The organism is Stenotrophomonas sp. 85239_Sma (assembly GCF_056481725.1).
The window spans coordinates 3,147,477-3,169,061 of sequence record NZ_CM151163.1; the positions used below are offsets into that span (position 1 = coordinate 3,147,477).

Genomic DNA, 21,585 nt, shown 5'->3' on the forward strand with positions numbered 1-21,585 from the left:
TCACTCCGCGCGCGGCTTCTTTGCCGCCGGCTCGTTGGAAGAAGAATTCGTGTTCGGCTTCGGACGCTTCGGTGCCGGACCGGTCGGCTTGCTCGGGGCCAGCCCCAGCGCCACCCAGTCGGGCATGATCCGTGCCTTGTCGATGTTGTCGGCCGACACGACCACTTCGGTCTTGTCGACGATGAAGGTGATGGTGCCCGCAACCTCGTCGGTCGCCTCGATACGGCCCTGCAGGCGACGACGATTGTCCTGCGGCAGCTTCAGCGTGACCTTGGCCGACTCACCCTGGTGGCGAGCGAACTGCTCCAGGTTGAACAGCGGCCGGTCCACGCCCGGCGAGGACACTTCCAGCGTGTAATTGCCGCTGATCGGGTCTTCGACGTCCAGCTGCGCCGACACTTCGCGGCTGACCCGCTCGCAGTCGTCGACATTGATGATGCGCTCGGGCTGTTCAGCCAGCGGCACGTCGATGTAAAGGCGCAGGGTCGCACCGCCGGGGGCCGGCAGATACTCAACGCCCAGCAGCTCCAGGCCCAGCGACACAACGGTCGGGGCGAGCAGATTCGCGATGTCGGTTGCCTTGTCGCTCACAGCCTGCCTTGATCTCTTGGTTGGGTGCCGGCCTTGGCCGGCGTGAAAACATGACGCCCCGGAAACGACAAAGGGCCCGCTGGGCCCCTTTTCCGGAAAGACTCCGGTGACTGGATTCCGGTTGCAACCTGCATTGCCTGCCGGTTGCGGCCCTCCCTCCGGGTCTGGACTCCCGCCGGGAGGCCACCTTCAGGGGTATTGCTAGGCCGCTGATGATAGCGACTGCACCGCGCTGGTGCAAGGTGCGGGCCCGGGGTCAGATCCCTTTTCCACGGAAAAAGGGATCTGACCCCGATCACGCAGAAACGACGCAGGCCCCAAAGAAAAACGCCCTCGAAGCAGAACTTCGAAGGCGATCTCTTTACTTGGTAGCGGGGGCAGGATTTGAACCTGCGACCTTCGGGTTATGAGCCCGACGAGCTGCCAGACTGCTCCACCCCGCATCAGAAGCGGAATTATGAGCGATTGCTTCAGAACATGCAAGCCTTCCCTCATTCATCAAACCAGTTGGCGCCGATCTGACGTTGGTAGCGGGGGCAGGATTTGAACCTGCGACCTTCGGGTTATGAGCCCGACGAGCTGCCAGACTGCTCCACCCCGCACCGGAAGTGTTTGAACTGCTGCCCTGCTCTTTCGAGGAGGGCTACCGCAACGATGTTCTGGCTGAACCGCTGCAGTGACAACTCAGGCTGCGCATATTACACGAATCGCGCAGCTTTGTGTCAACTTTTATGCAAGATGCGCAAATGCCTGCTGGCACCAGACCATGATCGGGTTCCAGGCCAGGCCCAGCGCCAGCAGTGCCAGCGCGTTCACGCCCAGCACCAGGCCCAGCACGCGGTCGTTGCCGCGCGGCATGGCTTCGCCCACCGGCTCATCGAAGTACATGACCTTGATGACGCGCAGGTAGTAGAAGCAACCCACCACGGCGCACAGCACGCCGAGGATGGCCAGCCACAGCAGGCCACCGTTGACGGCCGCGCCCAGCACCGCCAGCTTGGTCCAGAAGCCCAGGAACGGCGGGATGCCGGCCAACGACGCCATGATGCACAGCACCAGGCCGGCCATCCACGGGTTGCGGGCATTCAGGCCCTTGAAGTCTTCGATGTTCTCGGCTTCGAAGCCGGCACGCGACAGCGCGATGATCGCGCCGAAGGCGGCGGTGGACATGATGGCGTAGGCCAGTGCGTAGAACAGTGCGGCGGCATAGCCCTGCGAACCGCCGCCGGCGATGCCCATCAGCAGGAAGCCGATGTGCGAGACGGTGGAGAACGCGAGCATGCGCTTGAGGTTGCTCTGCGCGATGGCCATCAGGTTGCCGATGACCAGCGAGACCGCGGCCAGGCCGGCGATCAGCAGCTGCAGTTCGGTCGACAGCGGGCCAACGCCCATTTCCAGCAGGCGGTAGGCCATGCCGAAGGCGGCCAGCTTCGGTGCCGAGCTGATGAACAGTGCGATCGGTGCCGGGGCACCCTGGTACACGTCCGGCAGCCACATGTGGAACGGCGCGGCACCCAGCTTGAAGGCGACACCGGCGATCATGAACACCGCACCGGTGATCAGCAGTACGCGCTCTTCCGAGTGCGGAATGGCCTCGCGGATGACGTCCAGGTGCAGGCTGCCGGTAGCGCCGTAGATCAGCGACATGCCGTACAGCAGCAGGCCCGAGGCCAGCGAACCCAGCACGATGTACTTCATCGCCGCTTCCGAGGCCAGGCCGTTTTCGCGGTTACTGGCGACCAGGGCGTAGGAGCACAGCGCCAGCAGCTCCAGGCCCAGGTAGACCATCAGCAGGCTGCCGGCCGAGACCAGGATCATCATGCCGGCGGTGCCGAACAGGATCAGCACCGGGATCTCGCCCTGGAACAGGTTGCGGTCACGCAGGTAGCGCCAGCCGTAGACCAGGGTCAGGCCGCTGAGCAGCACGATCCCGGTCTTCATCACGTCCGCGGCGGTATCGCGCACGAACATGCCATGGAAGACCTCCCCCTGCCCGCCCACGCCGGTGGCCAGCATGAACAGCACCACGGCCAGCGCAGCGAGCGAGAACAGGTGGGTGACGATCTTGTTCCGGTTGCTGACGAACAGGTCAAGGATCATCAGGGCGAAGGCGCTGCCGATCAGCACCAGCTCGGGAGCGAGCGGTGGCAGGTCGGCGGCGGTCAATGGCAGCAGCGGCGAGGTGGTCATCATCAAATCCTGGAATTACAGCAGCTTGCTGGATGCGATCTGCATCGCCAGCTTCGCGATCGAGGGCTCCATCAGGTCGGTCAGCGGCTTGGGATAGATGCCCAGGGCCAGCACGCCGATGGCGAACACGCCCAGCACCAGCCATTCGCGGCCGTTGATGTCCTTCAGTTCGGCAACATGGCTGTTGGCCACTTCACCGAAGAAGATGCGCTTGTACAGCCACAGGGTGTAGGCCGCGCCGATGATCAGGGTGGTGGCCGCGCCCAGCGCGATCCACGGATTACGCTGGAAGGCCGACAGGATGACCATGAACTCGCCGACGAAACCGCTGGTACCCGGCAGGCCCGCATTGGCCATGAAGAACAGCATGGCGAAGGTGGCGAACCACGGCATCACGTTGACCACGCCGCCGTAATCGGCGATGCGGCGGCTGTGCATGCGGTCGTACAGCACGCCGACGCAGGAGAACATGGCGCCGGACACGAAGCCGTGCGAGATCATCTGCACCATGGCACCCTGCAGGCCCAAGCGGGCGGCATCGGCGTTGCCGGCTTCACGCACCAGCCACAGGGCGATGAAGGTACCCAGGGTGACGAAACCCATGTGCGCGATCGACGAATAGGCGATCAGCTTCTTCATGTCGTCCTGCACCAGGGCGACCAGGCCGACGTAGATCACCGCGATCAGCGACAGCGCGATCACCAGCCAGGCCCATTCCTGCGATGCGTCCGGGACGATCGGCAGGTTGAAGCGCAGGAAGCCGTAGCCGCCGATCTTCAGCGCGATGGCGGCCAGGATCACCGAACCGGCGGTCGGCGCTTCCACGTGGGCGTCCGGCAGCCAGGTGTGGACCGGGAACATCGGCACCTTGACCGCGAAGGCGATCAGGAAGGCGAAGAAGATCCAGGTCTGTTCCTTGGCCGACAGCGGCAGCGCGTACAGGTCGGCCAGCTGGAAGCTGCCGCCCTTCATGTACAGGTAGATCAGCGCCACCAGCATCAGCACCGAGCCGAGGAAGGTGTACAGGAAGAACTTCAGCGCAGCGTAGATGCGGCGCGGGCCGCCCCAGACACCGATGATCAGGAACATCGGGATCAGCATCGCTTCGAAGAACACGTAGAACAGCATCGCGTCCGTCGCGGCGAAGATGCCGACGGTGACGCCTTCCAGGATCAGGAAGGCGGCCACGTACTGGTTCACGCGCTTGTCGATGGCACTCCAGGCACCGATCAGGGCAAGCACGCTGACCAGCGTGGTCAGCAGGATCAGCGCCACGGCAATGCCGTCCACGCCCAGGTTGTAGCCGATCTTGTACGCCGGGATCCAGGCATGGGTCTCGACGAACTGCAGACCGTCGATGCCCGCGTTGTAGCCGCTCAGCAGCGAGAGGCTCGCCACGAAGGTCAGCACCGCTACGCCCAGCGACGCCCAGCGGGCGGTCTGCGCATCACGGATCGCAAGGATCAGGGCACCACCGATGATCGGCAGCCAGATGAGGACACTGAGTAGAGGCCAGTTCGACACGTCTTCTTATTCCGTACAGGTCATCAACGCAGGTAATGCATCAGCACGCCCAGCAGGGCAATCAGGCCGATGATCATCGCGAAGGCGTAGTGATAGAGGAAACCGGATTGGGTACGACGCAGCACGCCGGCTGCGACGTCCACAACACGTGCCGAGAGATTGACCACGCCGTCGACGATGTTGCTATCGATCCAGCGCGAGACCTTGCCCAGCTTGACGCTGCCACCGGCAAAGCCATCGATCCACAGCTTGTCGAAGCCGTACTTGTTTTCCAGCACCGACACCAGCGGGGCGAAGGTCTTGCGCGCCTTGCCCGACAGGTCCGGCTTCCACAGGTAGAACAGTGCAGCCAGCAGGAAGCCCGCAACGGTCAGGAAGAACGCAGGCGCCATCATGCCGTGCAGCGCGAACGCGACCGGGCCGTGGAACTCTTCGCCCAGGAAGCCGATGGTGTTCTTGGCCGGATCATAGAAATCGACGATGCCGGTGAAGAACGTATGCGCCTGGCCCTTGATGGCGTCGTGCGCGTGGTGGCCGGCCCAGTCGGTGCCGTACAGCATCGGACCGATGCTGAAGAAACCGATGGCGATCGACGGGATGGCCAGCAGGATCAGCGGCAGGGTCACCACCCACGGGGTTTCGTGCGGCTCATGCGGACCGTGGCCATGGCCGTGGTCGTCGTGGGCATCGCCGTGGTGGGCGTCGGCGGCGTGGTGATCGTCATGACCGTGGCCATGGGCATGATCATCATGCGCGTCGCGGAAGCGTTCCTTGCCATGGAAGGTCAGGAACAGCAGGCGGAAGCTGTAGAAGCTGGTGACGATCACGCCACCCAGCACCGCCCAGTAGCCGTAGGTGGCCACCCAGTTGTTGGACAGGTGCGCGTGCAGCTCGGCCGCCTCGATGATGGTGTCCTTCGAGTAGAAGCCGGAGAAGAACGGCGTACCGACCAACGCCAGGGTACCGATCCACATGGTGATGAAGGTGATCGGCATGTACTTGCGCAGGCCGCCCATCTTGCGCATGTCCTGCTCGTGGTGCATCGCGATGATGACCGAGCCGGCGCCCAGGAACAGCAGCGCCTTGAAGAAGGCGTGGGTCATCAGGTGGAACACGGCGGCCGAATAGGCCGACACGCCCAGGGCGACGGTCATGTAGCCCAGCTGCGACAGCGTGGAGTACGCAACGACGCGCTTGATGTCGTTCTGCACGATGCCGATCAGGCCGGTGAAGAACGCGGTGGTGGCACCGATGAACAGCACGAAGTTCAGCGCAGTCTGCGACAGCTCGAACAGCGGCGACATGCGGGTAACCATGAAGATACCGGCGGTCACCATCGTCGCGGCATGGATCAGTGCCGAGATCGGGGTCGGGCCTTCCATCGAGTCCGGCAGCCACACGTGCAGCGGAACCTGGGCCGACTTGCCCATGGCACCGATGAACAGGCAGATGCAGATGACGGTGGCGATCGACCAGATCACCGGCTCGTTCAGCAGCTGCATGCCCAGGATCGTGCCGTCCCAGATCTGCAGCTGGGCGCGCGGATCAGCCAGCAGGCCGGCCTGCGAGAACACCTGCGCGTAGTCCAGGGTGCCGAACACCCACAGCACGCCGGCGATGCCCAGCAGGAAGCCGAAGTCACCGACGCGGTTGACCAGGAACGCCTTCATATTGGCAAAGATCGCGGTCGGGCGCTTGAACCAGAAGCCGATCAGCAGGTACGACACCAGGCCCACCGCTTCCCAGCCGAAGAACAGCTGCAGGAAGTTGTTGCTCATCACCAGGGTGAGCATCGAGAAGGTGAACAGCGAGATGTAGCTGAAGAACCGCTGGTAGCCCGGATCGTCCTGCATGTAGCCGATCGTGTAGATGTGGACCAGCAGCGACACGAAGGTCACCACCACCATCATCATTGCGGTCAGCTTGTCGACCATGAAGCCGACGTGGGCCGAATACTGGCCAACCTCGAAGAACGTGTAGATGTTCTGGTTGAACGGCTGCGCGCCGCCCCACATCAGCTGGTAGAACGTGTACATCGACAGGCCGCAGGCAACCGCGACGCCGAGGATGGTGAGGGTCTGCGCGCCGAAGCGCTTGACCTGGCGACCGAACAGGCCGGCGATGATGCTGCCGAACAGCGGTGCAAGCACCACTGCGATCAACAGACTCTTGGAGAGAGTGATTTCCATCTGTGGATCAGCCCTTCAACGAATCGACTTCGCCGACATTGATCGTGCGGCGGGTACGGAACAGGGTCACCAGGATCGCCAGGCCGATGGCGGCTTCCGCGGCGGCGACGGTCAGGATGAAGAACACGAACAGCTGGCCGGACGGATCGCCCAGCTGACGCGAGAAGCCGACGAAATTGATGTTCACCGACAGCAGCATCAGCTCGATCGACATCAGCAGAACGATGACGTTCTTCCGGTTGAGGAAGATGCCGGCCAGGCTGATGGCGAACAGCACCGCGCCAAGCGCAAGCATGTGGCCAAGGGTAATCACGGCTGGGTCTCCTCGCCGGCGGCCGGCTTGCTGTTGCTGTGCACGACCGGTGCTTCGGCGCCCATCTTCACCATGCGCAGGCGCTGGCCCGCCTTGACCATGGTCTGCTGGCCCGGGTTCTGGCTCTTCACGCCGGTACGGCGACGCAGGGTCAGCATCACGGCGGCAACCACGGCCACGGTCAGGATGACGGCGGCGAACTCGAACGGCAGCAGGTACTCGGTGAACAGCGTGCGCGCCAGCCAGGTGACGTTGGAGCTGTCGGCGGCGACCGCAGCGGCGTTGTCGGCCGGGAACGGCGTGACCGAGCGGGCCTTGACGCCGATCAGGATCAGCATCTGCACCAGCATCGCCACTGCGACGATGAGGCCGACCGGCAGGTAGCGCACCCAGCCCTCACGCAGCTTGCTGGGGTCGATGTCCAGCATCATCACCACGAACAGGAACAGCACCATCACCGCGCCGACGTAGACCAGCACCAGGGCCACGCCGAGGAACTCGGCGCCCACCAGCAGCCACACGCAGGCGATGGAGAAGAAGGTCAGCACCAGGCAGAGCACGGCGTGAACCGGGTTGCGCACGCTGATCACCGCACCGGCCGAAACCGTTGCCGCGATGGCGAACACCCAGAAAGCGATATTTACCCAATCCATCTCTCGACCTCAGCGGTAAGCGGCATCGGCGGCGCGACGCTCGGCGATCTCGTTTTCGAGACGGTCGCCCAGGGCCAGCAGCTGCGGCTTGGTAACGATGTTTTCGCCACGATTCTCGAAGTGGTACTCGAGGATGTGGGTTTCGACGATCGAGTCCACCGGGCAGCTTTCTTCGCAGAAGCCGCAGAAGATGCACTTGAACAGGTCGATGTCGTAGCGCGTGGTACGGCGGGTGCCGTCTTCGCGCTTGGCCGAGTCGATGGTGATGGCCAGCGCCGGGCACACCGCCTCGCACAGCTTGCAGGCGATGCAGCGCTCTTCACCGTTGGGGTAACGGCGCAGGGCGTGCAGGCCACGGAAGCGCGGCGACTGCGGGAACTTCTCCATCGGGTACATCATCGTGTACTTCGGCTTGAAGCTGTACTTCAGCGTCAGCCAGAGACCGGCCAGCAGTTCGAGCAGCAGCAGGCTCTTGAAGTAATGGGTAATCCTGTTCATCACTTTAGACGCCCTTTTGAATCACGCCGAAGAACACCATGACGGCGGTAACCGCGATCCACAGAATGGCCAGCGGGATGAAGACCTTCCAGCCCAGGCGCATGATCTGGTCATAGCGGAAGCGCGGGAAGCTGGCACGGAACCAGATGTAGGCACTGGCGAAGAAGAACACCTTGACGAACAGCCACGGCGCACCACCCTTCCAGATCCAGTCGACCAGCGGCGAGACGTCGCCGAAGTTGACCCAGCCCTGGACCGGGCTCAGCCAGCCACCGAGGAAGAAGATCGAGATCAGGAAGCTGATCAGGATCATGTTCGCGTATTCGGCCAGGAAGAACAGGGCGAACGCACCGCCCGAGTATTCGACCATGTGGCCGGCAACGATTTCCGATTCGCCTTCCACCACGTCGAACGGCGCGCGGTTGGTTTCAGCCACGCCCGACACCCAGTAGATGACGAACAGCGGGAACAGCGGCAGCAGGAACCAGTCGAAGAAGCCGGAGCTGCCGGCCTGCGCCATCACGATGTTGCTCAGGTTCAAGCTGCCCGACGCGATCATCACGCCGACCAGGGCGAAGCCCATGGCGATTTCGTAGCTGATCATCTGCGCCGAGGCGCGCATCGCGCCCAGGAACGCATACTTCGAGTTGGACGCCCAACCGGCCAGGATGATGCCGTAGATGCCCAGCGAGGTCATCGCCAGCAGGTACAGCAGGCCGGCGTTGGCGTTGGACAGCACGATCTGCGAATCGAAGGGCACCACCGACCAGGCCGCGAAGGCCGGGGCCAGGGTGATCAGCGGGGCCAGCAGGTAGATCGCCTTGTTGGCGCTGCTCGGCTGGACCACTTCCTTGAACAGCAGCTTGAAGACGTCGGCGAAGGCCTGGAAGATGCCCATGCCCACGTACATCGGGCCGTGGCGGACGTGCATCCAGCCGATCAGCTTGCGCTCCCAGACCACGTAGAAGGCCACCGAGATGATCACCGGAACGGTGATCACCAGGATCTTCAGGATGATCCAGATCAGCGCGCCGATGTCACCGAGGCCAAGCAGCCACTGGTGCAGCGGGTCGACCGCGTTCAACAGCAATTCGTTCATGCAGCCACCACCGTTACGCGAGCGGCACCCAGCGGCGCGGTCGCGCCGTGGCCCGATTCAATCCAGACCGAACCCGCAGCGACGCGGGCATCGACCACCACCGGCAGGGTGGCCTTGCCGGCATCGGTGCCGACCTTGGCCATCTGCCCTTCCTGCAGCTGCAGGCGAGCGGCATCTTCAGCGTTCAGCACGATGCGCGGGGCGTTGTTGAGCGGATGCGACTGCAGCGCCGGGGCGCGGCGGACCACCGCATCGGTGCGGTAGATCGCGGCGGTCGAAGCCACTTCCAGGCCTTCGCCGGCAACCACCGGCTGCGCCGAAGCGGCAACGGTGACCGACACCGACGCCAGGCTGGCGCGCAGGCCGGCCAGGTCGGTGAAGTCAAAACCGGCCACGGCCAGCTCGCCGCCCAGAGCACGCAGCACGCGCCAGCCTTCACGGGCCTCGCCCGGCAGCTTGCCGCCGGCACGCGCCGACTGCTCGCGGCCATCGAGGTTGGTCAGGGTGGCGTCGATTTCCGGCAGTGCACCGATCGGCAGGATCACGTCGGCGACGTCGCGGGTCGAGGTGCAGGCGAACTGGCTGAACGCCACCACCTGGGCACCGGCCAGCGCCTTGCGCGCGGCGGGTGCATCGGCGAAGTCCAGGCCCGGCTCCAGGCCGTACACCACGTAGGCCTGGCGCGGCTGCGCCAGCATCGCGGCGACGTCCTTGCCGGCCGGCAGCACGCCGGCGCGGGTCAGGCCAACGGCGTTGGCGCCCTGCGGGATGCGGCACAGCTTGGCACCGGTGGCGGCGGCGAAGTCACGCGCGGCGGCGCGGATCGCGGCAGCCTGCGGGTGGTTTTCGGCGATGCCACCGACGATCAGCACGGTGTTGTTGCCGCCCTGTACGGCCGAACGCAGCTCGGCGTTGCCCAGTGCGTCGACGAACTTCGACGGCGCGACGATCTGCTTGCCGGCAATGCTGAAGGCGAAGTCGAAGTCCACCGGGTTGACGACGTGGATCTTCGCGCCGTTGGTGGTCTGCGCCTTGCGCAGGCGGGCGTGCAGCAGCGGCAGTTCGTGGCGGATGTTGCTGCCCAGAACGACGATGCGGTCGGCGCCTTCGATCTCGGCCAGCGGCAGGCCGAACACTTCGGCGGTTGCAGCGTCGGAGAAATCGCGGTTGTTGATGCGGTGGTCGATGTTGCTCGAGCCCAGGCCCTTGGCCAGGCGGGCCAGCAGCGCGCCCTCCTCGTTCGAGGTCGACGGGTGCACCAGCACGCCCAGGTTGTCGCCCTGGTTGGCCTTGAGGATCTCGGCGGCCGCGGCCAGGCCTTCGGCCCAGCTCACTTCCTTCCACTCGCCATTGACCTTGCGCAGCGGCTTGACCGCACGGTCTTCGCTGTACAGGCCCTGGTGCGAGTAGCGGTCACGGTCGGACAGCCAGCACTCGTTCACCGCTTCGTTGTCGCGCGGCACGGTGCGCAGCACTTCGCCGCGACGCACGTGCAGGAACAGGTTCGAACCCATCGCGTCGTGGTAGCCCAGCGACTCGCGCGCGGTCAGCTCCCACGGGCGGGCGCGGAACTGGAACACCTTGTTGGTCAGCGCGCCGACCGGGCAGACGTCGACGACGTTGCCGGACAGCTCGGTGGTCAGCGGCTTGCCGTCGAAGGTACCGATCTGCAGGTTCTCACCGCGGTACATGCCACCCAGCTCGTAGGTACCGGCAACGTCGGCGGTGAAGCGGACGCAGCGGGTGCACTGGATGCAGCGGGTCATTTCGGTGGCAACCAGCGGGCCCATGTCCTCGTCCGGCACCACGCGCTTGCGCTCGTTGAAGCGGCTGACCGAACGGCCATAGCCCAGCGACACGTCCTGCAGTTCGCACTCGCCGCCCTGGTCGCAGATCGGGCAGTCCAGCGGATGGTTGATGAGCAGGAACTCCATCACCGAGCGCTGGAACTTCAGCGCCTTCTCACTGCGGGTGGCGACCTTCATGCCGTCCATCACCGGGGTGGCGCAGGCCGGCGCCGGCTTCGGCGACTTCTCCACGTCCACCAGGCACATGCGGCAGTTGGCGGCGATCGGCAGCTTCTCGTGGTAGCAGAAGCGCGGAATCGAAATGCCGGCCTTGTCGGCCGCCTGGATGATCATCGAACCCTTGGGCACGACCAGCGACTTGCCATCGATTTCGATGGTCACGTGATCCGGTGGCACGTTCGGGTTTACGGGTTGCGCGCTCATGCGGCGGCTGCCTCCACCTTCTTGCCGTCAACCATCGAATGACCGTTGACGATGTAATACTCGAATTCGTCCCAGAACTGGCGCAGGAAGCCCTGGATGGGCCATGCAGCCGCTTCACCGAACGCACAGATGGTGTGGCCTTCGATCTGGCCGGCCACCGCCTTCAGCTGGTGCAGGTCTTCCATCGTGGCCTTGCCGGCGACGATGCGCTCCAGCACGCGGTGCATCCAGCCGGTGCCTTCACGGCACGGGGTGCACTGGCCGCACGATTCCTTGTGGAAGAACTGGCTGATGCGGCAGGCGAACTTGACGCAGCAGACGCTGTCGTCGAGCACCACGATCGCACCCGAACCCAGGCCGGAGCCCAGCGCACGGATGGTGTCGTAGTCCATCGGCAGATCCTTCAGCTCGGCCGCGGTCAGCACCGGCATCGACACGCCGCCCGGGATCGCACCCTTCAGCGTGCGGCCCGGACGCAGGCCACCGGCCATTTCCAGCAGGTCGTGGAATTTGGTGCCGAGCGGCACTTCGAAGTTGCCGCCGTTCTGCACGCAGCCGGACACCGAGAAGCACTTCGGGCCGCCGTTGGCGGTCAGGCTCAGGCCCTTGAACCACTCCGGACCGTTGCGGATGATCGCCGGCACCGAACCGTAGGTTTCGGTGTTGTTGATCGTCGACGGCTTGCCATAGAGGCCAAAGTTGGCCGGGAACGGCGGCTTGTAGCGCGGCTGGCCCTTCTTGCCTTCCAGCGATTCCATCAGCGCGGTTTCTTCGCCGCAGATGTACGCGCCGGCGCCCAGCGCACCGTAAATGTCGATGTCCACGCCCGAGCCCATCACGTTCTTGCCCAGCCAGCCATTTGCATAGGCGTCGGCCAGGGCCTGCTCGAAGTGCTCGAACGGCTCGTGGTGGAACTCACCGCGCAGGTAGTTGTACCCCACGGTCGAACCGGTGGCGTAGCAGGCGATTGCCATGCCTTCCACCACCGAATGCGGGTTGTAGCGCAGGATGTCGCGATCCTTGCAGGTGCCCGGCTCGGATTCGTCCGAGTTGCAGAGGATGTACTTCTGCATGTTGCCCTTGGGCATGAAGGACCACTTCAGGCCGGTCGGGAAGCCTGCGCCACCGCGGCCACGCAGGCCCGAGGCCTTGACCATCTCGATGACCTGCTCCGGCGGGATCTTCTCTTCGAGGATCTTGCGCAGGGCGGCGTAGCCACCGGTCTTCAGGTAGCTTTCGTACGACCACGGGGTGTCGTAATGCAGGGTGGTGTAGACCACCTGGTGCGGCAGCGGCGCGGGGCCGACCGGACCCTTGGATTCGTGGTGATGTGCCATGCCCTTACTCCAGCCCGTCCAGCAGCTCGTCGACCTTTTCCAGGGTCAGACGCTCATGGTAGTGACCGTTGATGACCATCATCGGCGCGCCGCCGCAGCCGGCCAGGCACTCTTCCTCGCGCTTGAGGTAGACGCGGCCGTCCGGGGTCGATTCACCGTGCTTGATGCCCAGCTTCTTCTCGCAATGGCGGACGATGTCCTCGGCGCCATTGAGCCAGCAGCTGATGTTCGTGCAGATGGCCACGTTGTTGCGGCCTACCTTCTCGGTCTCGAACATCGAGTAGAAGCTGGCGACCTCGTAGGCCCACACCGGCGGCAGGTCGAGGTACTTGGCCACGGCGGCGATCAGCTCGTCGGTCAGCCAGCCCTCGTTCTGCTCCTGGGCCGCGTGCAGGCCCTGCAGCACGGCAGAGCGCTTGCGGTCCGGCGGGAACTTGGACAGCCAGTGATCGATGTGAGCGCGGGTCTTGTCGCTCAGCACCACCATCGGGTCGACGTCGCGCGCCGCCTCGAAATTACCTGTCGCCTTCATCGGCCGACCTCAGCGAAATGCATAACGTGAAATTGCAGAAACTGCGGCGCCGGCTTGCGCCGGCTGCCTGCAGCGGGCGTTGGCGTGGCGGACGGCATTACCGGTCAACCTCGCCGAACACCAGGTCGTAGGTACCGATCATCGCCACCACGTCGGCCAGCATGTGGCCGCGCACGATCGAATCGATCGAGGACAGGTGGGCGAAGCCCGGTGCGCGCAGGTGCACGCGGAAGGGCTTGTTGGCGCCATCGGAGACCAGGTAGCAGCCGAACTCGCCCTTGGGCGCTTCCACTGCCGCGTAGGTTTCACCGGCCGGCACGCAGTAGCCTTCGCTGAACAGCTTGAAGTGGTGGATCAGCGCTTCCATGTCGTCCTTCATGTCCTCGCGCTTGGGCGGAGCGACCTTGAAGTTCTTGACCATGACCGGGCCGGGGTTGGCCTTCAGCCACGCCACGCACTGCTTGATGATGCGGTTGGACTCGCGCATTTCGGCGACGCGGACCAGGTAGCGGTCGTAGCAGTCGCCTTCCTTGCCCAGCGGGATGTCGAAATCGACGGCATCGTACTTGGCGTACGGACGCTTCTTACGCAGGTCCCAGGCAACGCCCGAGCCGCGCAGCATCACGCCGGTCATGCCCCACTGGTGGGCCAGTTCCGGACTCACCACACCGATGCCGACGGTACGCTGCTTCCAGATACGGTTGTCGGTCAGCAGGGTTTCGTATTCGTCGATGCGCTTGGGGAACTCGACGGTGAAGTTCTCCAGGAAGTCCAGCAGCGAGCCTTCGCGCGCAGCATTGAGCTGCTTCAACGCCTTGCCCTTGTGCCAGCGCGACTCCTTGTACTTCGGCATGTGGTCCGGCAGGTCGCGGTAGACACCGCCCGGACGGTAGTACGCCGCGTGCATGCGCGCGCCGGAGACCGCTTCATAGCAGTCCATCAGCTCTTCGCGCTCGCGGAAGGCATACAGCATCACCGCCATCGCACCCAGGTCGAGCGCGTTGGAGCCCAGCCACATCAGGTGGTTGAGGATGCGGGTGATTTCGTCGTACATGGTGCGGATGTACTGCGCACGCTCCGGCGCCTCGATGCCCATCAGGGTCTCGATCGCGCGCACGTAGGCGTGCTCGTTGCACATCATCGACACGTAATCCAGGCGATCCATGTAGCCGATCGACTGGTTGAACGGCTTGGACTCGGCCAGCTTTTCGGTACCACGGTGCAGCAGACCCACGTGCGGGTCGGCGCGCATGATGGTTTCGCCGTCCATTTCCAGGATCAGGCGCAGCACACCGTGAGCGGCCGGATGCTGCGGGCCGAAGTTCATGGTGTAGTTGCGGATTTCCTGCCGGCTTTCAGCGGCGTTGCTGGCGAACGCTTCGCCGGCCTGGTGTACGTGGCTCACTTCACTGTCTCCTGCGCGCGCTCACCTTCTGCGGTCTGCAGACGGGCGTCGTCGCGGATCACGCGCGGCACGCCGACACGCGGCTCCACCGAGGTGACCGGTTCGTAGATCACGCGCTTCTTTTCTTCGTCGTAGCGGACTTCGACATTGCCAATCAGCGGGAAGTCCTTGCGGAACGGATGGCCGACGAAACCGTAGTCGGTCAGGATCCGGCGCAGGTCCGGGTGGCCTTCGAAGATCACGCCGTACAGGTCGAACGCTTCGCGCTCGAACCAGTTCAGGCCCGGCCAGATGCCGGTCAGCGAGGACACCACCGGCAGCGCTTCGTCAGGGGCGAAGCAGCGCAGGTGCATCATCAGGTTGTGCTGGTACGAGCGCAGCTGGGCGACCACGGCGAAACGCTGGGTCGGCATGTGCTGCGGGCGGGCACCATCGGCGCCGTTCTCCTCGGTGGGGAACTCACCCCACGCGAAGCGGCCCTGGGCCTTGCCTTCGACGCCACGGCTGAAGCCCTGCGAGGACACATCGGCGGTATCCCATTCGTCGGAGCCATAACCAAGGTAGTCGACGCCGCAGAGATCCACGGCCTGCTCGAAACCAAACTCGTCACGCAGCGCCAGGGCGGTGGCGTGCCACTCGGCGGCAGGCACTTCCAGCGTCACTTCGCCGCGGGGTTCGACCACGATGACCTTCGCACCAGCGAAACGTACGGAGAGTCGGTCGATGAAGGATGCTTGCTCTGCCATGGGGGCTTGGCGCGCTCTTGTCAGGTGAAGGGGTCAGCGGGCGATGGTCTGTGTACGCCAGATCTTCTTCTGCAGCTGCAGGATCCCGTACACCAGCGCCTCGGCGGTCGGCGGGCAGCCCGGGACGTAGACGTCCACCGGCACCACGCGATCACAGCCGCGCACCACAGAATAGGAATAGTGGTAATAGCCGCCGCCGTTGGCGCAGCTACCCATCGAGATGACCCACTTCGGGTCCGGCATCTGGTCGTAGACCTTGCGCAGCGCCGGGGCCATCTTGTTGACCAGGGTGCCGGCGACGATCATCACGTCGGACTGACGCGGCGACGGGCGGAACACCACACCGTAGCGGTCAAGGTCCAGGCGCGCGGCGCCGGCGTGCATCATCTCGACCGCGCAGCAGGCCAGACCGAAGGTCATCGGCCACATCGAGCCGGTACGCGCCCAGTTCAGCAGTGCGTCGACGCTGGTGGTGACGAAGCCCTTTTCCAGCAGCGGGTTGTCGCCTTCCGGCCGCAGGATGTCATCAACCCGGCCTTCCGGCGACGGGTTGTTCATGAGGCCATCGAGAGTCTGAATCACTCCCATTCCAGCGCTCCCTTCTTCCAGACGTAAATGAAACCGAGGAACAGCATGCCGACGAACAAGCCCATGGTGATGAGCGAACGCGCGCCCAGCTCCATGAAGACCTGGGTCCAGGGCACGATGAAGATGATTTCCAGGTCGAAGACGATGAACTGGATCGCGATCAGGTAGTAGCGCACGTCGAACTTCATGCGCGCGTCTTCGAAGGCCTCGAAGCCACACTCGTACGGCGACAGCTTTTCCAGATCGGGGCGGCGGGGACCGAGGAATCGACCAACCAGCATCAGCGTAATACCGATACCGGTGGCAACGATCAGAAACAGCAGAGACGGCAAATATTCGGCCAGCACAGCGATTCTCTCTTGCCTCTGCCGCCGCGCCTGCAGGCGCTTTGGCATGGGGGAGTGGACGGGAATCTGCCTGGCGCCTTGCGCGCCAGACGAACCCGCTTTACTTACAAATGGTGCCCAAGAGGGGACTCGAACCCCTACGACTTGCGTCGCTACCACCTCAAGGTAGTGCGTCTACCAATTCCGCCACCTGGGCAAACGATCACATCAGACTATGTTCCCGATGCGCCGCGTATTGTAACCGGCTTCAGTCTTTCTGGGAGCCTTCCGAAGGCTTTTCTTCACCAGAAACCGAAGATTCCGCCTGAGCCGGCACATTCGCGGCCGGAACCGGGGCGGCCGGGACCGCATCGGCCTTCGGAACGGCCGGCAGTTCGCCCGCCGGAGCCGCCGGAGCGACTGCCGCCGGGGCGGACATCAGGCCCAGATCCTGGTCCGCCGCCGGGCGGCTGCCATGCCCGGCATACCAGGCCATGAAGAGGCTGATGCCGAAGAACACGACAGCCAGCCACTTGGTCGACTTGGACAGGAAGTTCGAGGCACCGCGCGCACCGAACACCGTACCCGAGGCACCGGCACCAAAGCCCGAACCCGCCGCCGCCCCCGAGCCACGCTGCATCAGGATCAGCGCGATCATGGCCACAGCGACCAGCACGTAGACGACATTGAGGATCAACATCAGCATTGGAAACCGCCCTCGGACAAAACTTCTAGGATTAGTTCGCGGCCGCCGCCCGTGCGATGGCCAGGAAGTCCGCGGCCACCAGGGAGGCGCCGCCGACCAGCCCACCATCGACATCCGGCTGCGCGAACAGTTCCCCGGCATTGTCGGGCTTCACGCTACCGCCGTAAACAATGGGCAGTGAATCAGCGATTCTAGCATCGATACGCGCGACTTCGCCACGGATGAACGCGTGCACCTGCTGCGCCTGCTCCTTGCTGGCGGTACGGCCGGTGCCGATGGCCCAGACTGGCTCGTAGGCAACCACGGCCTCGGCGAAACCAGCCGCGCCGACCCGCTCCAGCACCGGCGCCAGCTGGCTGGCGATGACCGCTTCGGTCTGCCCGGCCTCGCGCTGCTCCAGGGTCTCGCCCACGCACAACACCGGCACCAGGCCGGCATGCTGGGCGGCGGCGAACTTGCGCGCGACCAGCTCGCTGCTTTCATGGTGGTACTGGCGGCGCTCGGAGTGGCCGACCAGGCCATAGCGGGCCCCGACCTCGACCAGCATGGCCGCACAGACCTCACCGGTGTAGGCGCCCTTCTCATTACTGCTCACGTCCTGCGCGCCGAAGGCCAGGCCGGTCTCACCGAAGTCCTCGACCAGCTCGCCCAGGTACGGCAGCGGTGGCAGGATCACCACGTCCACCCCCTCCAGCGGCAGCCCGGCGGCCACCTGCCCCAGCAGTTCATTGGCGAATTGACGGCTGCCATGCAGCTTCCAGTTTCCGGCGACGATCTTGCGGCGCATGAGCGGGTGGCTCCTGTGTGAAGTCAGCCGGTCATGATACCCGTTGCGGCAAAAATCCGTTTCCGTGTAAGCGTTTACATGGATTTTCAGCCAACGGCGCCGCCCCTCGTGGCGGGGGCGCAGAGAGCCCGGTTGGATTTGGGGCGTGGCCGGGCGGGTGGGACTGCGCAGGGGGCGCTGCAAGTCCCCCTCCGGGGCCCGGCCCAGCCGCTGGCGGCTGTGCGTTCGGGCGCTTGCGAAGCAGTGCTTCGCAAGCAAAGCGCCCTCACCCATGTAAGCTCAGTCGCCGCTTGCTCGTGTGCGCTGTCCTGCACACACGAGCAAGACCGGGGTTGGGCGTCCTGCCCAACCCGCCCGAGGCATGCCTCGGGCCCAGGCGGCTCACGCCCCTGCGCAGCCCAACCCGCCCGGCCTCTGACACATTGCGGCGGTTCCGCCCGCCACGGAAAGAAAAAAGAAGAGCAAGGGCAAAAGCAGAAGCAGGAGCAGCACTCCGGTCGACCGCCGGTGTCAGATCCCTTTTCCGCAGGAAAAGGGATCTGACACCTACCCCACTTCGATCTGACAGATGTGTCGACCAAGCTCGACACCTACCAGAAGCCGCCCGTACCCACCGTCACCGGGAGACTGCCGAAGGCGGGGAGGTGTCGGATGGCGGGGTGTCCGCGGCATGGATGCCGCGGCCAAGCCCCCAGGGACGGGTTTACGGCGTCCCCGCCATCCGACACCTCCCCGCCTCCCCACGGAACATCCCAGAGCCGCTTTGGCCTTGGCCTTGGCTTTGGCCTCTGCGGGTGCAGGGCGCAGCCCTGCAAGGAAAAAGGCCGCCTTTCGGCGGCCTTCACTACTTATTACTTCAGCTTGATCTCGCGCAGGCGTTCCTCGAGGAAGCCGTGGGCGGTGATCGCCTCCGGGTACCGGCTCGGGTTCTCCGGGGTGATGCAGGACGGCAGCACGTCGATCAGGAAGTCCGGGTTCGGGTGCAGGAAGAACGGCACCGAGTAGCGCGGCTGGCGGGCCAGCTCACCCGGGGGATTGACCACGCGGTGGATGGTCGACGGATACACGTGGTTGGTCAGGCGCTGCAGCATGTCGCCGATGTTGACCACGATGGTGTCCGCATCTGACGTAAACGGCACCCACTCGCCTTCATGCGACTGCACTTCCAGGCCCGCGGCGCTGGCGCCGACCAGCAGGGTGATGAAGTTGATGTCGCCGTGGGCACCAGCACGCACGTTCGGGATGTCGTCGGTGGTGATCGGCGGGTAGTGGATCGGGCGCAGGATCGAGTTGCCGAAGTTGGTCTTGTCGGCGAAGAAGTCCTCCGGCAGGCCGATGTGCAGGGCCAGCGCGGACAGTACGCGAGAGCCCAGATTGTCCAGTGCCTGATACAGGCCGTACCCGCGCTCGCGGAAACCTTCGACCTCGGTCGGCCACAGGTTCGGTGCCATCACGTCCCGGTACTTGGAGTCATCGGCGATTTCACGACCGATATGCCAGAACTCCTTCAGGTCGAAATGCTTGGAGCCCTTGGCGGTCTCCACGCCGAACGGAGTGTAGCCGCGGGCCCCGCCACTGCCGGCCACGTGGTACTTGCGCTTGACCTCTTCCGGCAGTGCGAAGAAGGCCTTGAAGGCGTCGTAGGCCGCGTCGATGTCGGCCTGCGGGATGCCGTGGTTACGGATGCCCGCGAATCCCCATTGGCGGTAGGCCGCGCCCAGCTCGGCCACGAAGGCCTCGCGGTCGCTGTCGAAACGGGTGATGTCGAGGGTGGGGATCTGGCTCACAGCGGTTCCTGGCTTGTCGTTGGGTCTGAGGGGGCCAACGCATTCATGGCCCGCCTGAACATTGTGACAGATCGCCCGGGGGACGCCACTCGATACAAGGAAACAAACCGATACAATGCGCGACCCGCGCGCGTCGTAACGCTTTCGTCACGCAGGCGCTCCCTTGTCTCCGCGCTCCCTGAACCCGACCCGCCATGCCCGCAGCTTCCCCTGCCGCCCCCGCCACTGAAGGTTCCACCCGGCGCTGGCGCCGACTGGCCTGGTGGTCGCTGTTCATCGCCGGCAACACGGTACTGGCCGCAGCGATCGCGCTGGGCAACGTGCCGCTGCGTGACAATCCGGGCGGCGGCGCCGGCCTGGCCTACCTGGCGATTGCCCTGCCCGGCCACCTGCTCGCGTTCGGTGCGCTGGCCGGCCTGCTGCCGTTGCTGCTGGGCCTGTGGCCGCGCAGCGCGCGCACGCTGAGCGTCAGTGCCGTACTGCTGCAGGGCCTGTGGCTGTGCCTGCTGCTGGTCGACGCCAAGGTCTTCACCCTGTACCGCTTCCACCTCAACGCCATGGTCGTGAACATGGTGTTCGGCGGCGCCCTGCACGACCAGGTCGCCCTGTCCTGGAAAACTTGGCTGCAGATCGCGCTGCTGGTCGCTGCGGTCTTCACCGCCGAAGGCCTGCTGGCCTGGGCCTGCTGGAAACTGCTGCCGGCCGCGCCGCGCCGGCGACGGGTACTGCAGGCCTGGGCAGTGGTCGCGCTGCTGATGGGCGGCGGCCAGGTCGCCACGGCCTACTACGACGCCCGCGGCGACCGCGATGTGATCGCGCAGTGGAACTACCTGCCGTGGGCGCAACCGATCACCGCCAAGAGCTTCATGCGGCGCCTGGGCGTGGTCAGCCAACAGCAGGCCGGCCTGCCCGACCCGCGCCATGCGCAGCTGCTGTACCCGCTGCATCCGCTGCGCTGCCAGAGCCCCCATCGCCCCAACGTGCTGATGGTGGTGCTGGAATCGCTGCGCCAGGACGTGCTGACACCGCAGCTGATGCCCAATACGTCGGCGCTGGCGCAGGACGCGCGCGTGTTCGACCATCATTTCAGCACCGGCAATGCCACCCGCTACGGCCTGTTCGGACTGCTCTACGGCCTGCCCGGTGGTTACTGGCCAAGCATGCTTGACGAGCAGCGTGGGTCGCAGCTGTTCCAGGTGCTGGGCCAGCAGGGCTACGACCTGCACCTGTACGGCAGCGCGCCGCTGTACAGCCCGGAATTCGATCGCACCGTCTTCGCCGATGTGCGCGACCAGCTGCACCAGGGGCCATCGGCGCTGAAGTCCGACGGCCGCGACCGCGCGATCATCAGTGCACTGCAGCAGGACATCCGCGCCAGCCAGGCCGCGCAGCGCCCGTGGTTCGGCTTCGTGTTCCTCGACTCTACCCACGCGCCCTACCACATGCCCGCCGGCTACCCGCCAGTGGCGACGCCGATGGCCGCCGACATCGACTTCCTCAAGTTCGGCCCGGAGCATGACCCGGCGCCGGAACTCAACCGCTACCGCACCGCCGCGCACTATGTCGACAGCCTGATCGGCACGCTGCTGGACGATCTGCGCGCACAGGGCCTGGCGGAAGACACCATCGTGCTGGTCACCGGTGACCATGCCGAAGAGTTCAACGACCTCAAGCTGAATTACTGGGGCCACAACGGCAACTTCTCCGATTACCAGCTGCAGGTTCCGTTCGTGCTGCGCTGGCCGGGCAAGGCCGCGGGTCACGACGCACGCACCAGCTCGCACGAAGACTGGGTGCCGACACTGATGCGCCACGCACTGGGATGCGAGAACGCACCGAGTGATTACAGCACCGGCCAGGATCTGCTGGCCGAGCCGCAGGGCCAGCGCGCCCTGGTGGTGGAAAGCTGGTCGCAGCGCGCGATACGCCATGGCGACGCTATCTACGTGTTCGACAAGTTCGGCAACGCCACCGCTCTGGGCCTGGACTATCGCCCGCTGCCGCAGCAGGCGCCCGATGCAGCCGCCGTACGCACTGCATGGGAAGCACTGACCCGCTTCCGCAACCGCTGACCCTCAAGGAT

The 21,585-nt window shown here is 64.9% G+C and carries 19 protein-coding genes and 3 tRNA genes; 1 reads left to right on the forward strand and 21 read right to left on the reverse strand.

Annotated features, from left to right (window positions below; genetic code table 11):
- The 21 genes from rimP to ACYKG1_RS14900 all read right to left on the reverse strand — a co-directional run bounded on the left by rimP (position 1) and on the right by ACYKG1_RS14900 (position 19,502).
- Complete coding sequence (rimP, locus tag ACYKG1_RS14800; RefSeq protein ID WP_100473464.1) at positions 1 to 591, reverse strand: ribosome maturation factor RimP; 591 nt, start codon at positions 589 to 591, stop codon at positions 1 to 3.
- A 366-nt stretch (positions 592 to 957) separates the two neighbouring features.
- Positions 958 to 1,034, reverse strand: a tRNA-Met gene (locus ACYKG1_RS14805).
- 82 nt (positions 1,035 to 1,116) lie between these two features.
- Positions 1,117 to 1,193 (reverse strand) — tRNA-Met (locus tag ACYKG1_RS14810).
- Between the two features lie 127 nt (positions 1,194 to 1,320).
- On the reverse strand, positions 1,321 to 2,781 hold the full coding sequence (nuoN, locus tag ACYKG1_RS14815) for an NADH-quinone oxidoreductase subunit NuoN (RefSeq protein ID WP_100473465.1): 1,461 nt from the start codon (positions 2,779 to 2,781) through the stop codon (positions 1,321 to 1,323).
- 15 nt (positions 2,782 to 2,796) lie between these two features.
- The gene (locus tag ACYKG1_RS14820) at positions 2,797 to 4,305 is read right to left on the reverse strand and encodes an NADH-quinone oxidoreductase subunit M (RefSeq protein WP_005410452.1); all 1,509 of its coding nucleotides are present in this window, start codon (positions 4,303 to 4,305) and stop codon (positions 2,797 to 2,799) included.
- Between the two features lie 23 nt (positions 4,306 to 4,328).
- A complete protein-coding gene (nuoL, locus tag ACYKG1_RS14825; protein WP_100473467.1) occupies positions 4,329 to 6,494 on the reverse strand; it encodes an NADH-quinone oxidoreductase subunit L in 2,166 nt (721 codons plus the stop codon).
- Between the two features lie 7 nt (positions 6,495 to 6,501).
- Positions 6,502 to 6,807: an NADH-quinone oxidoreductase subunit NuoK gene (gene nuoK, locus ACYKG1_RS14830; RefSeq protein WP_005410454.1), complete on the reverse strand. Its 306-nt coding sequence runs from the start codon at positions 6,805 to 6,807 to the stop codon at positions 6,502 to 6,504.
- Positions 6,804 to 7,460 (reverse strand): NADH-quinone oxidoreductase subunit J, encoded by a 657-nt coding sequence (locus ACYKG1_RS14835; protein WP_100473468.1) that lies wholly within the window; start codon positions 7,458 to 7,460, stop codon positions 6,804 to 6,806. Before ACYKG1_RS14835 ends, nuoK begins: the two co-directional genes overlap by 4 nt.
- Positions 7,461 to 7,469: 9 nt before the next feature.
- The gene (gene nuoI, locus ACYKG1_RS14840) at positions 7,470 to 7,958 is read right to left on the reverse strand and encodes an NADH-quinone oxidoreductase subunit NuoI (RefSeq protein WP_005410456.1); all 489 of its coding nucleotides are present in this window, start codon (positions 7,956 to 7,958) and stop codon (positions 7,470 to 7,472) included.
- Positions 7,959 to 7,962: 4 nt separating this feature from the next.
- Complete coding sequence (gene nuoH, locus ACYKG1_RS14845; RefSeq protein WP_006458641.1) at positions 7,963 to 9,057, reverse strand: NADH-quinone oxidoreductase subunit NuoH; 1,095 nt, start codon at positions 9,055 to 9,057, stop codon at positions 7,963 to 7,965.
- On the reverse strand, positions 9,054 to 11,288 hold the full coding sequence (gene nuoG, locus ACYKG1_RS14850) for an NADH-quinone oxidoreductase subunit NuoG (RefSeq protein WP_478470822.1): 2,235 nt from the start codon (positions 11,286 to 11,288) through the stop codon (positions 9,054 to 9,056). Before nuoG ends, nuoH begins: the two co-directional genes overlap by 4 nt.
- Positions 11,285 to 12,625 carry an NADH-quinone oxidoreductase subunit NuoF gene (nuoF, locus tag ACYKG1_RS14855; RefSeq protein ID WP_005410459.1) on the reverse strand — a complete coding sequence of 447 codons (1,341 nt, stop codon included), beginning with the start codon at positions 12,623 to 12,625 and terminating at the stop codon, positions 11,285 to 11,287. The genes nuoG and nuoF overlap by 4 nt, the downstream gene beginning before the upstream one ends.
- A 4-nt stretch (positions 12,626 to 12,629) precedes the next feature.
- Positions 12,630 to 13,157 carry an NADH-quinone oxidoreductase subunit NuoE gene (gene nuoE / locus ACYKG1_RS14860; RefSeq protein ID WP_100473470.1) on the reverse strand — a complete coding sequence of 176 codons (528 nt, stop codon included), beginning with the start codon at positions 13,155 to 13,157 and terminating at the stop codon, positions 12,630 to 12,632.
- A 97-nt stretch (positions 13,158 to 13,254) separates the two neighbouring features.
- Complete coding sequence (locus ACYKG1_RS14865) at positions 13,255 to 14,562, reverse strand: NADH-quinone oxidoreductase subunit D (RefSeq protein ID WP_100473471.1); 1,308 nt, start codon at positions 14,560 to 14,562, stop codon at positions 13,255 to 13,257.
- Complete coding sequence (locus ACYKG1_RS14870) at positions 14,559 to 15,308, reverse strand: NADH-quinone oxidoreductase subunit C (protein ID WP_478470823.1); 750 nt, start codon at positions 15,306 to 15,308, stop codon at positions 14,559 to 14,561. Before ACYKG1_RS14870 ends, ACYKG1_RS14865 begins: the two co-directional genes overlap by 4 nt.
- 33 nt (positions 15,309 to 15,341) lie before the next feature.
- Positions 15,342 to 15,896 carry a NuoB/complex I 20 kDa subunit family protein gene (locus tag ACYKG1_RS14875; RefSeq protein ID WP_005417936.1) on the reverse strand — a complete coding sequence of 185 codons (555 nt, stop codon included), beginning with the start codon at positions 15,894 to 15,896 and terminating at the stop codon, positions 15,342 to 15,344.
- Positions 15,887 to 16,243 carry an NADH-quinone oxidoreductase subunit A gene (locus tag ACYKG1_RS14880; RefSeq protein ID WP_008265012.1) on the reverse strand — a complete coding sequence of 119 codons (357 nt, stop codon included), beginning with the start codon at positions 16,241 to 16,243 and terminating at the stop codon, positions 15,887 to 15,889. Before ACYKG1_RS14880 ends, ACYKG1_RS14875 begins: the two co-directional genes overlap by 10 nt.
- 111 nt (positions 16,244 to 16,354) lie before the next feature.
- Positions 16,355 to 16,439, reverse strand: a tRNA-Leu gene (locus ACYKG1_RS14885).
- A gap of 51 nt (positions 16,440 to 16,490) precedes the next feature.
- Complete coding sequence (secG, locus tag ACYKG1_RS14890; protein ID WP_010486424.1) at positions 16,491 to 16,928, reverse strand: preprotein translocase subunit SecG; 438 nt, start codon at positions 16,926 to 16,928, stop codon at positions 16,491 to 16,493.
- A 31-nt stretch (positions 16,929 to 16,959) separates the two neighbouring features.
- On the reverse strand, positions 16,960 to 17,715 hold the full coding sequence (gene tpiA / locus ACYKG1_RS14895) for a triose-phosphate isomerase (RefSeq protein WP_262228097.1): 756 nt from the start codon (positions 17,713 to 17,715) through the stop codon (positions 16,960 to 16,962).
- An 851-nt stretch (positions 17,716 to 18,566) separates the two neighbouring features.
- Entirely contained in the window at positions 18,567 to 19,502 is a 936-nt protein-coding gene (locus tag ACYKG1_RS14900; RefSeq protein ID WP_010483082.1) for an isopenicillin N synthase family dioxygenase, read from the reverse strand.
- A gap of 194 nt (positions 19,503 to 19,696) precedes the next feature.
- On the opposite strand from ACYKG1_RS14900, the gene ACYKG1_RS14905 reads away from it, so the two are divergent.
- A complete protein-coding gene (locus ACYKG1_RS14905; protein ID WP_478470824.1) occupies positions 19,697 to 21,574 on the forward strand; it encodes a sulfatase-like hydrolase/transferase in 1,878 nt (625 codons plus the stop codon).
- The last annotated feature ends 11 nt before the right edge of the window (positions 21,575 to 21,585 follow it).

Excerpts from the sequence above, each read along its gene's own strand:
- nuoN (WP_100473465.1), bottom strand. The coding sequence starts at position 2,781 with ATGACCACCTCGCCGCTGCTGCCATTGACCGCCGCCGACCTGCCACCG.
- nuoL (WP_100473467.1), bottom strand. The coding sequence starts at position 6,494 with ATGGAAATCACTCTCTCCAAGAGTCTGTTGATCGCAGTGGTGCTTGCA.
- ACYKG1_RS14835 (WP_100473468.1), bottom strand. The coding sequence starts at position 7,460 with ATGGATTGGGTAAATATCGCTTTCTGGGTGTTCGCCATCGCGGCAACG.
- nuoI (WP_005410456.1), bottom strand. The coding sequence starts at position 7,958 with ATGAACAGGATTACCCATTACTTCAAGAGCCTGCTGCTGCTCGAACTG.
- nuoH (WP_006458641.1), bottom strand. The coding sequence starts at position 9,057 with ATGAACGAATTGCTGTTGAACGCGGTCGACCCGCTGCACCAGTGGCTG.
- nuoG (WP_478470822.1), bottom strand. The coding sequence starts at position 11,288 with ATGAGCGCGCAACCCGTAAACCCGAACGTGCCACCGGATCACGTGACC.
- nuoF (WP_005410459.1), bottom strand. The coding sequence starts at position 12,625 with ATGGCACATCACCACGAATCCAAGGGTCCGGTCGGCCCCGCGCCGCTG.
- nuoE (WP_100473470.1), bottom strand. The coding sequence starts at position 13,157 with ATGAAGGCGACAGGTAATTTCGAGGCGGCGCGCGACGTCGACCCGATG.
- ACYKG1_RS14870 (WP_478470823.1), bottom strand. The coding sequence starts at position 15,308 with ATGGCAGAGCAAGCATCCTTCATCGACCGACTCTCCGTACGTTTCGCT.
- ACYKG1_RS14875 (WP_005417936.1), bottom strand. The coding sequence starts at position 15,896 with ATGGGAGTGATTCAGACTCTCGATGGCCTCATGAACAACCCGTCGCCG.
- secG (WP_010486424.1), bottom strand. The coding sequence starts at position 16,928 with ATGCTGATGTTGATCCTCAATGTCGTCTACGTGCTGGTCGCTGTGGCC.
- tpiA (WP_262228097.1), bottom strand. The coding sequence starts at position 17,715 with ATGCGCCGCAAGATCGTCGCCGGAAACTGGAAGCTGCATGGCAGCCGT.
- ACYKG1_RS14905 (WP_478470824.1), top strand. The coding sequence starts at position 19,697 with ATGCCCGCAGCTTCCCCTGCCGCCCCCGCCACTGAAGGTTCCACCCGG.